The sequence below is a fragment of the Phocaeicola massiliensis B84634 = Timone 84634 = DSM 17679 = JCM 13223 genome (genome assembly GCF_000382445.1).
In the GTDB taxonomy this organism is placed as follows: domain Bacteria; phylum Bacteroidota; class Bacteroidia; order Bacteroidales; family Bacteroidaceae; genus Phocaeicola; species Phocaeicola massiliensis.
Genome location: NZ_KB905473.1, coordinates 479,466 through 493,067 on the forward strand (window position 1 = coordinate 479,466; position 13,602 = coordinate 493,067).

Annotated in this window: 12 protein-coding genes and 1 pseudogene; 12 read left to right on the plus strand and 1 reads right to left on the minus strand. The window is 35.0% G+C overall.

Annotated elements, in window-relative coordinates:
• Positions 1-248: 248 nt before the first annotated feature.
• From HMPREF1534_RS04165 to HMPREF1534_RS04125, 12 genes and pseudogenes are all read left to right on the plus strand, one after another.
• A complete protein-coding gene (locus HMPREF1534_RS04165) occupies positions 249-1,406 on the plus strand; it encodes a TIGR04157 family glycosyltransferase (protein ID WP_372588044.1) in 1,158 nt (385 codons plus the stop codon).
• Positions 1,407-1,420: 14 nt separating this feature from the next.
• Positions 1,421-2,980 carry a thioredoxin domain-containing protein gene (locus HMPREF1534_RS04160; RefSeq protein ID WP_005943061.1) on the plus strand — a complete coding sequence of 520 codons (1,560 nt, stop codon included), beginning with the start codon at positions 1,421-1,423 and terminating at the stop codon, positions 2,978-2,980.
• A gap of 1 nt (position 2,981) precedes the next feature.
• Positions 2,982-4,250 (plus strand): TlpA disulfide reductase family protein, encoded by a 1,269-nt coding sequence (locus HMPREF1534_RS04155; RefSeq protein ID WP_005943062.1) that lies wholly within the window; start codon positions 2,982-2,984, stop codon positions 4,248-4,250.
• Positions 4,251-4,296: 46 nt separating this feature from the next.
• Positions 4,297-4,527 carry a hypothetical protein gene (locus HMPREF1534_RS20465; protein WP_005943063.1) on the plus strand — a complete coding sequence of 77 codons (231 nt, stop codon included), beginning with the start codon at positions 4,297-4,299 and terminating at the stop codon, positions 4,525-4,527.
• A gap of 125 nt (positions 4,528-4,652) precedes the next feature.
• Positions 4,653-5,729, plus strand: a pseudogene (locus HMPREF1534_RS04150) (cysteine peptidase family C39 domain-containing protein); the annotation flags it as partial.
• A 103-nt stretch (positions 5,730-5,832) separates the two neighbouring features.
• Entirely contained in the window at positions 5,833-5,985 is a 153-nt protein-coding gene (locus HMPREF1534_RS20470; RefSeq protein ID WP_005943065.1) for a hypothetical protein, read from the plus strand.
• 138 nt (positions 5,986-6,123) lie between these two features.
• Positions 6,124-6,483: a DUF3244 domain-containing protein gene (locus HMPREF1534_RS04145; protein ID WP_032937181.1), complete on the plus strand. Its 360-nt coding sequence runs from the start codon at positions 6,124-6,126 to the stop codon at positions 6,481-6,483.
• 21 nt (positions 6,484-6,504) lie between these two features.
• The gene (locus HMPREF1534_RS04140; RefSeq protein WP_005943067.1) at positions 6,505-7,023 is read left to right on the plus strand and encodes a hypothetical protein; all 519 of its coding nucleotides are present in this window, start codon (positions 6,505-6,507) and stop codon (positions 7,021-7,023) included.
• A complete protein-coding gene (locus tag HMPREF1534_RS04135; RefSeq protein ID WP_005943069.1) occupies positions 6,992-8,209 on the plus strand; it encodes a TIGR04157 family glycosyltransferase in 1,218 nt (405 codons plus the stop codon). Before HMPREF1534_RS04140 ends, HMPREF1534_RS04135 begins: the two co-directional genes overlap by 32 nt.
• Before the next feature lie 49 nt (positions 8,210-8,258).
• On the plus strand, positions 8,259-8,510 hold the full coding sequence (locus HMPREF1534_RS19990; RefSeq protein WP_005943071.1) for a TIGR04149 family rSAM-modified RiPP: 252 nt from the start codon (positions 8,259-8,261) through the stop codon (positions 8,508-8,510).
• Between the two features lie 99 nt (positions 8,511-8,609).
• Complete coding sequence (locus tag HMPREF1534_RS04130) at positions 8,610-9,830, plus strand: 6-bladed beta-propeller (RefSeq protein ID WP_005943072.1); 1,221 nt, start codon at positions 8,610-8,612, stop codon at positions 9,828-9,830.
• 4 nt (positions 9,831-9,834) lie between these two features.
• The gene (locus tag HMPREF1534_RS04125) at positions 9,835-11,154 is read left to right on the plus strand and encodes a radical SAM peptide maturase (protein ID WP_005943073.1); all 1,320 of its coding nucleotides are present in this window, start codon (positions 9,835-9,837) and stop codon (positions 11,152-11,154) included.
• 656 nt (positions 11,155-11,810) lie between these two features.
• Here HMPREF1534_RS04125 and tnpC read toward each other — a convergent pair.
• Positions 11,811-13,592: an IS66 family transposase gene (gene tnpC, locus HMPREF1534_RS04120; protein ID WP_005936270.1), complete on the minus strand. Its 1,782-nt coding sequence runs from the start codon at positions 13,590-13,592 to the stop codon at positions 11,811-11,813.
• Between the last annotated feature and the right edge of the window lie 10 nt (positions 13,593-13,602).

The following is a 13,602-nucleotide window of genomic DNA, read 5'->3' on the forward strand; positions in this document are numbered from 1 at the left end:
CGCAAGGCAATGTGTGCTGAACATCTACACCGACAACCATGCATATGCAGAAGCCTTCAAAACTTCTTCCGGATGATTTACGTCACTTGATGGCCACTGATTGCGTATTGCCTCAAGTCGCTTTATGGGGTAAGGGGATAGTATGCGCATTGAAACGGACGCGAGGACTTAATGGCTGTCTTACGAATCAAAAGTCCATTTCTCTTGTAGGTAGCACTTCGGGAATGGAGTTGCGGATTTAAGGTTATATAAATAAAGCTTCTCAATACGGCATTGGAACTTTTATTAATCAATTATGCATGTGCTTAAGCGAAAATAATATTACCATAATTACATTAAATTCTCAAGTAAATGAAATTACCATCCAGCACAATGGAAAAATAAGAAGGATTGATATTCCAGCAATTAATTATTATGATACAAAGAATAATTATATTAGATATTACCGTAATTTATCATATATCGTAAGTATTTACGCCAATAAGAAAGAAGCAAATATATTTATATTAAACTATTATTTTATGCATCCTATTATTGAGTATCTTAAAAAACACATGAATGACTGTAAAATAATAGCTGTAGTTCATTTTTTAGGATGGTGTTTTCCTCTAAATGGGAATATTAGCAAACTACGAAAAATAATTACTACAAAGACAAAAGATGAAGAAGAAAATATTATATACGAAGAATTTATACAAGAAAAAAGATACTTCAATCAGGTTGACTATATTATTTGTTTATCAAAGCAAACCGAAGAGCTCTTAAGCTCACTATACATGATAGAAAAATATAAAATAGTTAAAATACCCAATGGTATAAAAGACGAATATATTTCTCTCAATAAAGAAGAGCGAAAAATGCTTAAACACAAATTACTTTTCAGGGAAAACGATTTAATAATTCTTTATGTAGGCAGATTAGATCCATCCAAAGGGCTTGATCTCCTTATAAGTTCTTTTTATAATGTTACAGCAAAATTGGACAATGCTCACTTAATTATAGTTGGAGATGGAGATTATGATACATATATTAAAAAATGTTTTAGCATTAGAAACAAAATAACATTTACAGGAAAGATCACAAAAGAAAATTTATATCAGTACTACCAAATAGCAGATGTGGGAGTTATACTTTCCTATCATGAACAATGTAGTTTTGTTGCTATAGAAATGATGATGCATAAGATACCTTTAATAGGAAGTAACAATCTTGGCATCAAAGAAATGATATCAAAAGATTTAAAATTATTTCATTCTGAAGATATTAATAGTTTATCTCAACTTATCATCAAAGTATTAACATCTTCTAATCATCATTACCAAACAGAAAGCAAAGAAATATACAAAAGAATGTATACTTTCAAAGAGATGAAAAATAAATATATTGATTTCTTAGAATCTATTTAAGATAAAAAATAATTATGCATAAAAACACATTGAATCTTTTCTTAAAAGAACTAAATATTAAACATACAAATTCGTATTCAAGTTCTTTATTTGAAGAACACCCAAACAAATACAATCTATATGGGATTTCACAGATGCTAAATCTTTATAATATCCCCAATATAGGCATAAAAGTAGAAAATAAAGATTTAAATTCTTTGGAACTACCAGTTATCGCCCATATCGGTTATGATTTTGTCGTTGTTAATAAAGTCACTAATACACAAGTTGGCTTCTATTGGAAAGGCAAACATACAATTTTGAATATAGATAAATTTATAGAGTTATGGAGCGGAATTGCATTAATAGCTGAACCTACAAAAGAGTCTATAGAGCCTAGCTATAGGAAACATTTCATAACAGAAATTCTTAATAGAATTCAAACATTTTCAATATTAACTATTACAATAACCTTAATATTATTACTTTGCATATTCCAATCATTGTCAACAATAAAAATACTCTTTTTATTGTGCAATCTTTGTGGTTGTATAATTTGTTATTTCTTATTACAAAAACAGAATCACACAGAGAGTCTTTATGCAGATAAAATATGTTCGCTATTTAAGCAAAAAGATTGTAATGACATTTTAGACTCAAAAGTTGCCAAAATATTTGATTGGCTTAGTTGGAGTGAAATTGGAATGGGCTTTTTTATATCTAATATTTTAATATTAATTACTTTTCCCGAACTATTTGAATATGTTATCCCTGTCTGTATAAGTGCATTACCTTATACTATTTGGAGTATTTGGTATCAAATTCGAGTTGCTAAACAATGGTGTACACTTTGTCTTATTGTACAAAGTATACTTTGGTGTATATTTTTCATTGCATTATTTAATGAAAGCATGTTCCCTGATAAGTTAAATTATTTCAACTTCATATTTATTGGGATGATATATTTATTTACGATTTTTTCTATTAATAAGTTATCTAATATCATCTTAAGTAACCAACAAATGACCAACATTAGACAAGAATTAAACAGCATAAAATTTACAGATGACGTTTTTGTCACCTTGCTCAAAAAAAGACCATACTATAAAGTTAGTAGATTGGATTCAAACATCATATTAGGCAACCCTGATTCTTCTATCCGCATCACTATTTTGACAAACCCTCATTGTCAACCATGTGCATTTACACATAAGAAAATTGAAAGAATACTAAAAAAGAACATGGATAAAATGCACATACAATATATTTTTACCGCATTTAATGACAATTTATTAAATAGTAATAAAATTCTAATTGCTGCTTATCAACAAAAAAATCAAGACGAAGTTAGAGATATCTATACGCAGTGGTTTAATAAGGGGAAAATAAACCCTGATGCTTTTGCAAAAAAAATGAATATAGAAATTAGCAATCATCATGTCCAAGAAGAATTAGACAAACATTATCAGTGGAAAAAGTATAATCAACTATCAGTAACACCTACTATTCTAATTAATGGATATTTATTACCTGAAAATTACAATGTAGAAGATTTAGAATATTTTTGCAACATAAATTTAACAGCATCCAATTAATATGAAAACAACATTAATATCTATCTTATTATTCTCATTTTCTATTTCTGTAACTGCGCAAACAGCTGAATATACAGAAAAAGATTCTATTTCCGATTTACAATGGCAAAATGAATTACACTGTACATTGGATGGAGTTCCCAAGCCTTTCTCATACCTGCGTACTCTATTTGAAAATAACAAAGAGGGTTATATAGGAAATCTATGGATGACTTCAAGGCGAAACATACAATTATTAGGTGAGAAAAACAGGAAGGGCAATTGGATTGTCACAACTATAAATAAGGTTCCAAATACTTCTCTCAAGCCGGGAGAATTTGAAATTAAAGGAACTATATCAGAGAACTATGAAGGACGAGCCGTCATGCTATTAAGATTCAGCAACAGTAATCCTGACAAAGTATGCAAAGCAGACACGGCCATTGTAACAAATGGAAAGTTCTACTTTAAAGGTCTCCCGGAAGATAATTTCCTTTCCATCGTGACAATAGGTAATTACCCGGAGAAGGTATTGGCAGCAGATGTCTTCTTGGAAGAAGGAACGATAAACCTGAATTTGGATTCAATCTCACATAGAAGTGGAACACTTCACAATGATTCGCTACAGGCATATACAGCATTTAAAACTTTTGATGAACATAAATCATATATCAAACGCAATATGAACAATGCGATAGGCCGTACTTACTTTATAGACCTGCTAAATAATTGGAGTTTAGAAGAATTAAAAGAATACGTCGCATTGTCAAACAATAATGAATATGCCAACATTCCACAAATAAAAGAAGCTATGATAAGCCAACAAACCATACAAAATACATTTAAGGTATGGGAGTCATTCAATGGTAAGAAATATAAAGACAATACATTCATAACTCTAGAAGGGAATAAAACAAAGCTATCTGATTACATAGGAAAACACAAAATACTTTTTATCAATGTCTGGTATTCCGGTTGTGGTCCATGTATTGAAGAAACGCCCGAATTAAAAGAAATATATAGAAAGTACAAAAAGAAAGGATTGGAAATCATCTCTGTATCTACTGATACTTCTATTAGCGCATGGAAAGAAGCTGTTAAGAAATTGGATGTTCCTTGGATACATGTTATCATAGAGAGAGGTTCTATGTTCCCCCAAGATTATGCTGTTATGGGAGTTCCTCATGGCATTTTAATAGGAGAAGATGGCACAATTTTAGCTTTAGGCAATTACTTGAGACCTTCAATACCTGTACTCGAAAATATATTAATGAAAATATTAGACGAATAAAAAGAATAAAGTTCGTCATTAGTAATAATCAATAAATAATTATTTTATGAAATTAAAAAAAATTGTACTACAGAAGAGTCATAAAGTTATGACTCCTGTAGAAATGAAAGGAATTATTGGTGGACAAATAACTAAAAGTGGTTATTGTTCTATGTCTAATGGTAGCTGTAGCGGATATTGTGCTCCTAGTTTTGATGGTCATGGTGGAGTTTCAACCAAAAGTTGCACAAGAATACATATGTCTGGTTTGGGTGGAGATTTTTGTAGCTGCACATAAAGTAAGTGAATCAAAAAGCAAATAGGCTTTATGCTAGATAAATGCCGCGTTCACATCTTTTAAAGAATCATGTGCAAGTACATCTTGCACATGGTCTTTTTATTTTAACTAAATTTATTATTTTAATGAAGACCTTCCCCCACTACCTCCAGTTGGATGCGATGGACTGCGGCCCCACCTGCCTGCGGATGATAGCCAGATATTACGGCAAGAACTATTCGCTGCAGACGCTTCGCGAACGCTCCTTCATCACACGCGAGGGGGTATCCATGCTGGGCATCAGTGACGCGGCGGAATCCATCGGTTTCCGCACATCGGGAGTGAGGATTACCCTGAAGCAACTGGAGGAAGACGTGCCGCTTCCGTGCATCCTGCACTGGAACCAGAACCACTTCGTGGTGTGCTATGACATCAGGAAGAAAAGGAACGGATACAGGTTCCATATAGCCGACCCCGCCTCGCAGAACGTCATATACACCGAACAGGAGATGAAGAAGTGCTGGCTGGTGACAAGGACGGAAGGGGAAGAAAAGGGAACGGCACTCGCCCTGGAGCCGGCCCCCGAATTCTATGAACGGGAAGACGAAAAAGAGAAGGACGGCAAGAACAGCCTCTCCTTCTTCTTCAAGTACCTGTTGCCCTATAAAAGACAAATCGCTCACTTACTCCTGGGGATGTTGGCTGTGAGCCTCTTGCAGCTGATATTCCCTTTCCTTACGCAATCATTGGTGGATGTCGGGATTCGGGACGGGAACTTGGGCTTTATCACGCTGATTCTGACAGCCCAGCTCGTCGTCTCCGTTTCCCGGCTTTCCGTGGAGTTCATACGGAGCTGGATATTGCTCCACATGAACACGCGCATCAACATATCACTCATATCCGACTTCCTGATAAAGCTGATGAAGCTGCCGCTGCGTTTCTTCGACACCAGGATGATAGGGGACATCATGCAGCGCATCGGAGACCATAACCGCATCGAGAGCTTCCTCACCGGCTCATCGGTCGCAACGCTGTTCTCGTTTGTCAATTTCTTCATCTTCGGATGGATACTGGCCTGTTACAATCCGGTCATACTGGGCATCTTCCTGGCAGGGAACACGCTGTATGTGTGCTGGGTGCTCGTGTTCATGAAATACAGGAGGGAACTGGACATCAGGCGGTTTGCACAGGCGGCCGGGGAACAGAGCAGCCTGATACAGATCAGAGCTACAAAAAGAGGTTGATACCGCCTATCCCAACTTCAGCAAGCACCTATATGAGTTATCTCCAAAATTATCAGTCATCGAACTGCAAATATGCTATCTAATGAAGATTTCAATTCCACCAATCCATATTGCCATTTTCACCAATCGCACCAAAGCTGCCATAAGTAATGCTCGCACCCGCCTTGCAAAGAGACTACTGGGAGAACAAAACTCTACCGAAAAACTGGATGCTTTTATCTCTGATTTACAGTAGATTATAGCCTGTAGTGTACTAATTGTGTACTTTAGAAAGTACAAGAAGTCATCTGTGTACTAAAAGTGTACCAGTTCTTGATGATACATTAAAATGTTTTTCTCATTTTTGCCTAAACTTTAAAACGGAATGCAAAATATGAAAAACGCAGTATTAGTATTAACAGCTTTTCTTCTTCTCTTTCCATATAAGTTAATGGCAGAGAATAAAGTAATCTCTATTGAAGATGGATGGAATATCGAGGACGAACGTTCCATTTCATTTGCCCCTCAGCTATCCATAGACGAACAGAACATCTATATCTATTCCGAAAAGGAATTAAATGATTTGGAAGTGATAATAAAAGACTCTTTGGGTAATGTTATTTATTATAATGTAACTACCGTTTCCGGATATACCACTTATCCCATTCTTATTGATAATTGGAATAAAGGAAAGTATACTATACAAATAAAAAAAGGGAGTCGTTATATGCAGGGGATTATCCGCATAGAATGATAACATTCCAATAAAGAAAATATGAGTCATGATGATGTTTTATTAGAAAAAATAGCCAATCATTACTTGTTTTATGGTTCTTTTTACTCTGATTTAGGACTATACAACGGCAAGATGGGAATGATCATTTTCTTCTTTCATTATGCACGATATACCGGCAATAGTTTATACGAAGATTTTGCTGGAGAGCTTTTAGATGATATCTATGAAGATATAACTGACAATATTTCATTTAGCCAACTTTGCGAAATTGGATGGGGAATACTCTATCTGCTTCAACAAGGTTTTGTAGAAGGAAATGCAGATGAAGTTTTGGAAATAATAGATGAAAGAATAGAATTGCAACATTCTGAATATATGAATATTATGGAACATTATCTTCGTTTCCGAGGCACATTAAAGCAGAAAATAGCAAATAGTTATTCACCTTCCGATATAATGCAAAGAATCGTGGTTTCTACGAATGTGGAAAAGCTATCGTGGCAGAATGGACTAAAATTAATATGGGATGAAAGAGTTATATATAATAACGAACAATAGTAAAGCAGGACAATACGGTATAGGTACCTATATCACTCAATTATTATACTGCTTGCAGACTTGTATAAAAATACAAGTTACAGTTATCATGCTCGATTCTCAAAAAGACGAGTTAGTAGAAAAACACATCGAAGGTGTGAGATATCTATTGCTCCCAACTATACAGATTCATGCCTTAGAAAAGGATTATAGACGATATGCTCGAAGCGTAGCCTATGTTTTGGCATCTTATATTGCTCCAAATAGAGAACTTATTTTTCATTTTAATTACTCTTACCATATATGGCTGGCGGAAGCATTAAAAAATCGTTTTCCGCGCTGCCGCACCATACTGACCTTACATTACCTGCCATGGTGTTTTGATTTGAGTGGAAATATCCATCGTTTCCGAGCTATTTTATCTCAAGAAGAAAAGGAACGAGATATTCTCGAAAGACAAATATATGAAGAATATCTGAACGACAAACGGTTTTATAATGAAGTAGACAAAGTAATTTGCTTATGTGGTGAAACCCAATCCTTTCTCTATGAAATTTATAATGTACCAATAGAAAAAATAGAGTTAATATACAATGGCTTGTCTGACGAACAGACAGCATTGTCAAACAAAGACAAAAAAGAAATAAAAGCAGAGCTGGGTTTTACAGAAAGTGAAAAGATTATTCTATTTGTAGGACGTGTAAATCAGTTAAAAGGTATTCATTGGCTGATTGAAGCTTTCAAAAAAACACTGAGCAAATACCCGGAAGCCAGATTAATCATTATAGGAGACGGCAATATTTCTGATTATTTGGGGTTGTGTAATGGTATCTGGGGAAAAGTTATTTTTACAGGAAAATTGAGAAAAGATCAATTATACAGATTTTATCAAATAGCTGATATCGGTGTTTTGCCTTCCTGTCAGGAGCAATGCAGTTATGTAGGCATTGAAATGTTGATGCATGGTATTCCTTTAGTAGGAACTGATGCAATGGGGATAAGTGAAATGATAGAAGAAGGATATAAAATACCCTTAAAGATAGGCGGAGAAGAAATATCGCTTTGTACGGATAAATTAAGTGATTCAATATTGAGTGCCTTAGCCAATAAAGGCTTTTTTGGAAAGCGAGCCAGACACCGTTTTGAAAAATATTATTCATTGAATACAATGCGTTTAAAAGTAACGCAGCTATATAATAGCGAATGAGTTAATACTCAGTATATTGTTAAATTATTAATCATTAATTTTAAGTGCGATGAAAAAACTTCGTAAATTATCCCTTCAGCAACTTGATAAAGTTGAATTGGGAAAAAGACAGGAAGGGCTGCTCTTGGGTGGCATGATTGGTGAATGTAGATGCGGTTCTTGCTCCACTAATGGAGGAACTCCTAGTCAAGCTAGTAATAGAACAGCCAACCAAGCTTTAGGCTATACTAGTACAGGTGATAATCCAAATTTACAATGCGTTTGTATGCCAGGTGTATCCGTTGCATTATATTTTGGATAATTAGATTAGTAATATCATTTCTAAAATGATATTGACCTTCAAATCATTATTGGAGATTTTACTCCAGTAGTGTTTATAAATATCTTAAAACTAACAAATATGAAAGCACATTTTCTATTAATAAGTATAATATTATCCATTATTACTTGTTCCTGCAAAAACAAAGCTAATTCGGCTTCTACAGTTACGGTAGATGAAACAATAACTTTATCTCCCCAAAAGATAGACTTAACAGATGTGGAATATTCAGAAACCCCACAACTATTGTCCGATTTTGTAGATAGCATTGAATACATCCGGTTGTCCGACCAACCTTTGATTCCAGATACAAGGAAGGTACGATTGTCAGAAGATGTCCAAGGGAATCTATATCTTGATTTCAATGAAATATACAAATATACTCCAAGGGGGAAATATCTAAAATCTTTATTCAAACAAGGACAAGGACCAGGAGAAATATACGCTAAATACATCCCTGGCATTTATAATAAGGCTGAAAATTATGTACTAGTAAAAAACCATAATGCACCCTACAATAAATACACTTTAGAAGGAAATTTCATAAAAACTGTCGATGCACAAATCGACAGTACCAATATTGAAGTGTTAACATATTGGAAAAATTACGAAATATTTCGCTATGAAAAAGACATAATTCTTCAAAAAGGGGAGGTTGCAAATTTAGATAGTGCATATTTTTGTCAAGTAAAAGATAAAACGGGCAAAATCATCTATCGATTACCCAATCATCATTTTGATATAAAAGCAACCTCTCCGGGACGTGGTACTATTGTGTTGTTAGGAGGAGTAATAGATTATGGTGAAATAAATCGGAATCTATTTTGGATAAGACCTAATTATGTCGATACCGTGTATTCAACTTCCGATTGGACAGATGTTCGTCCTTATTACATCATCCAACGAAATAACAGAGCAGCTGATTACGCATGGTCGGTACGAATGAAAGTAGGTGATATTACCCGAGAAGATGCAGAAAGAGAACAACTTTGTAATGTATATGCTCTAAAGTCAGGTCTACTATTCAATTATCTATTCAACCCCAAACAACAAGGAGCAGGTTTCTGTCCAGCAAACGGTAAAAGCAAAACTATTTCCAGATTATTTAAAAACGACATAGATTCTTACTGTCCTTCCATTGATTTGTGGCAAGCAATTGCCTATAAGACTCTTTATCAAAAAGAAGATTATCTCTATCTGCTAATAGATGCTTTCAAATTCTTTGAAGAAGGAGCAAAATCTCCTTTCCCTGATTTAACAGAGGAAAGCAATCCAGTATTGGTGAAACTTAAATTGAAATAGCCTTATGAAAAACAAACAATTAGTACAGCCCTATGAGCGTAAGGTTATTTACTTTGATGAAATAACAGAAAAAGATGTTTTTTCCAAACTAATAAATTTAGAGCAGTTAACATTCGAATTAACAGATGCATGCAATCTAAAATGTAAATATTGTGGCTATGGAGAGTTTTACACAACTCATGATAAACGTGAAAATAGATTCATGGATTTTAATATAGCTAAACGAATAATAGATTATCTATTTGAAATTTGGAGAAAACACCCTGGAAAAGCGTCCATTCGTAAAATTATTATAGGTTTTTATGGCGGGGAACCCTTGTTAAATATGAACTTGATTTTTCAGATTATTGGCTATATAGAAACATTGCCTCCTGTTCCTCATACTATTTTCGAATACAATATGACAACAAATGCCATATTGTTGGATAAATATATGGAATATCTATACCAGAAAAAAATAACTCTATTATTAAGTTTAGACGGAGATAAATACGCTCACAGCTACCGAATAGACCATTCTAATCATAATTCATTTGACAAGGCTTTTAAAAACATAAAACTATTAATGACGACATATCCTGATTATTTTAATAAATATGTAAATTTCAATTCTGTACTGCATGATAGAAATAATGTAAAAGCTATTCGAGAATTCATAAAAAAAGAATTCAATAAAATAGCCCAAATATCTGAATTAAATCAATTTGGAGTTTATCCAAATAGAGAAAATGAATTTAAGACCATGTTTCATTCTATTAAATCAGACATAAACACTTCAGACCCTGACTTTGAGAATATGTTCCCTGATAAAATGGGATTATTTCGTTTTGTAAGTGAAATGGCTGGTAATTATTTTTATTTGCACAATTTCTTAATTAAAAAAAAGATAAATAAAATTCCACCTACAGGAACCTGTTTGCCTTTTGAGAAAAAAATATTTATTACTGTAAATGGGAAAATATTACCCTGTGAAAAAATTGACCAGAAATATACTTTAGGATACGTAAAAGATAATGGGGTTGAATTAGATTTAAGAAAAGTTGCACAAATATATTCTGCTTATTATAAAAAAATAATGAAGTTATGTGTAAATTGTTACATGAAACCTTTTTGTTCACAATGTATGTTTTATATGTACGATTTAGACGGATGCACTAAATGTCCTTCTTTTGCAAACAAGCAAGATATCATTAACTATATTAATTACTATTCAAAAATATTACATGAACATCCTGATTTATATAAAAAGTCTCTAATGAAATGTTATTTAAGCTATGAATACAAAAAAAGTATTTACAACCGATTATTACTCAATATTTTATAGATAATAAGTCAGAAATATGGTTGTTATTTTTAATTGCACATTCTAAAAGGTGAAGATTTAACGCTTTTATTGATTATTAACTCAAAAAGGACATCAACTTGGGTCGTTTCTTCTCTTTTCCTTGCTATTCGTTTCCGATATTCCACTTTTGTTTTGGTCTATCTCATATGTACTGCAAAGGTATTGATTTTTGTTTGATATTGCTCCTTGCTTGCTCCTTGTCGTAGATTAATTTTCACACAGGAATTTTTGTTCTCTTTCTATAGGGGCTTGAAACAATCCATTTATTGGAAACAATTAAAGACGGAGCTGGTTTGCCCCAGTGCTTTTTAAGAAACAGGGCAATTATTTTATCTCCACAAAGGCTCTTGTTCCCAATTATGAGGAAAGCCTAATAAACGAGTTCTTACTGATGGGTATTTCGATAAAAGCTGCTTGAAATCTGCAACAAAAGTGTTGCCCATAGAAATGGAGTTAAGCCAATACACCACATAGCAGAGTTGCGGATAAAGTGTTTGTTCACGGAACGAGAAATCCGTAATCCATGTGTTTGGCATACGCATAGGCATGTAACCATTCTATTTTCCGCTACGACAATTTTATCGGCTGTTTTTCAGCCGATAAAATAAAAATGTCCGTAAGAAAATAGTTTAGTTTTAACATTCCGATTTATAAAAACATGGCAGAAGAGCCTTCTTGTCGCAGTCCTTACCATGAAGAATACATTCAAACAAGTGCTTCAGGTAATCCTGAGGATCTATATCGTTCAACTTACAGCTTTCTATCAGGGAGAAGATGAATGCCGAGTTTTCTGCGGCTGCCTCACTTCCTATATTCATACAGTTCTTGAGCAGCAGCTTTACAGGTTTCATTCTTTGCTCACAGAGATTGTTGGATATTTCCGCTGAACCGTCCTTGAGGATATTTCTCAAGGATTTCCACTGGTTTATCGTGTAGTTCGCAGCCTTTCTTATCAGTTCGTTAGCCATGATCTTCGCATCCTGCATCATCATGACCACCTTATGATGTATACGTTCAAGAACAGGTCCCGTAAGTTTAAGTCTTTTTTCCTTTATCTTCTCACTGCTGAGTTTCATTGTGCGGAACAGGTCTTCATTCCTGAATAAATCACCGATAGAATCTATTATGTCCATCGCCGTCCTGTCTGATGGCAAAGCATCAACCCACAACCTCCTGCAGTGCGTCCAGCATCCTATATGAAGCACCTTTGAGCCTTCTCCGTCATACATTCTGTAAACCGTATATCCGTCTGTAGATATAGATCCCATAAAATGATCAAGGAAGGTCTTTGCCACATCAGATGCTCTGCTGCCGTTATTGTAATGATAATAAACCAACTTGACATGCTTTGCAAAGAAAGCCCATAAGTACTTTCTCCTGTAAGCCTTACCTTCCGGTGTTTCAACTCCAACGAGTTCGGTAGTCTCATCAACCATAAGGTATTTTGCCTGTTGTACAAACTTCTTGAAGACATCTTCCATAAACTCCCTAAGCCTGGAGATTCCGTTGTGGATATAGCTGTTCAGCGTGGTATTGCTTATATGGATGCCTTCTCTTGCAAGCAGTCTTATCTGTCTGTTCTCAGGCATGCTGAAGTCATATTTCAGACAAAGCAGACGGGCAAGCAGTTCAGGAGAGAAGATTCCTCCAAGGTTTTTCAAGGGATGCTCCATCGTGTTAGTGAAAGTGCCGTCTGCAAGCTTTACCCTTGCCACCTTGTACACATGTTCCACGTTATGGGCACGCACATGTTCTATAAACCTGTATTCCCACACATCAGCCATTCCGTTGCGGTTCATAAGCCTTGCACCATCCGGGAGTTGGTAATAGTCTTCTATTTCATGTACCACTACCTTGTCCACCTTCAGCCTGGTCTTTTCCGCACGTGGTGCGGTTTCCTTTCTTCTTGAAGGCTTGCTGTTCTGTGCTGTTGCGTTATCGGAAGAGGTATTGCCACCAGCTTCGTTACCATTGGCCTTATTATCATCATCACCTTTCTTGTCAGAACCGTCATATTCGGACTTCTCCATTGCAGACTTGTCAATGTTACGGTTGTTCAGCAGCCTTCTTTGCTCAGATGTACGGCCGAAACGGTGTTTCCTGCTGTCTTCAAGCTGAAGTCTGAGATTGGATATCTCGTTTGCAAGCATCATGTTCACCTCGTCTTTTGCTTCAAGCTGCTTCCTCATAAGTTCCATTTCTTTCCTGTAATGTTCAACCGTGGTTGATTGCTTTTCGAGGGATTCTTTGAGGTCATTGATTGTATCAATCAGAGTTTTTGAGTTCTCCTTGTTGGATTTTTCAATAGACTCAAGCCTCGCAATCAGTTCTTTATTCTGTTTGCGAAGCCCTGCTTTTTCCTCATTCGCCAGACCCAGCTGGCAGCAAAGTAACTCGTATGCTCTTTCATCAATCATGATATAAAGG

What these genes read in the sequence shown, in the direction of transcription:
- HMPREF1534_RS04160 (WP_005943061.1), top strand. Translation starts at nt 1,421, where the DNA reads ATGCATAAAAACACATTGAATCTTTTCTTAAAAGAACTAAATATTAAA.
- HMPREF1534_RS04155 (WP_005943062.1), top strand. Translation starts at nt 2,982, where the DNA reads ATGAAAACAACATTAATATCTATCTTATTATTCTCATTTTCTATTTCT.
- HMPREF1534_RS20465 (WP_005943063.1), top strand. Translation starts at nt 4,297, where the DNA reads ATGAAATTAAAAAAAATTGTACTACAGAAGAGTCATAAAGTTATGACT.
- HMPREF1534_RS20470 (WP_005943065.1), top strand. Translation starts at nt 5,833, where the DNA reads ATGAAGATTTCAATTCCACCAATCCATATTGCCATTTTCACCAATCGC.
- HMPREF1534_RS04145 (WP_032937181.1), top strand. Translation starts at nt 6,124, where the DNA reads ATGAAAAACGCAGTATTAGTATTAACAGCTTTTCTTCTTCTCTTTCCA.
- HMPREF1534_RS04140 (WP_005943067.1), top strand. Translation starts at nt 6,505, where the DNA reads ATGAGTCATGATGATGTTTTATTAGAAAAAATAGCCAATCATTACTTG.
- HMPREF1534_RS04135 (WP_005943069.1), top strand. Translation starts at nt 6,992, where the DNA reads ATGAAAGAGTTATATATAATAACGAACAATAGTAAAGCAGGACAATAC.
- HMPREF1534_RS19990 (WP_005943071.1), top strand. Translation starts at nt 8,259, where the DNA reads ATGAAAAAACTTCGTAAATTATCCCTTCAGCAACTTGATAAAGTTGAA.
- HMPREF1534_RS04130 (WP_005943072.1), top strand. Translation starts at nt 8,610, where the DNA reads ATGAAAGCACATTTTCTATTAATAAGTATAATATTATCCATTATTACT.
- HMPREF1534_RS04125 (WP_005943073.1), top strand. Translation starts at nt 9,835, where the DNA reads ATGAAAAACAAACAATTAGTACAGCCCTATGAGCGTAAGGTTATTTAC.
- tnpC (WP_005936270.1), bottom strand. Translation starts at nt 13,592, where the DNA reads ATGATTGATGAAAGAGCATACGAGTTACTTTGCTGCCAGCTGGGTCTG.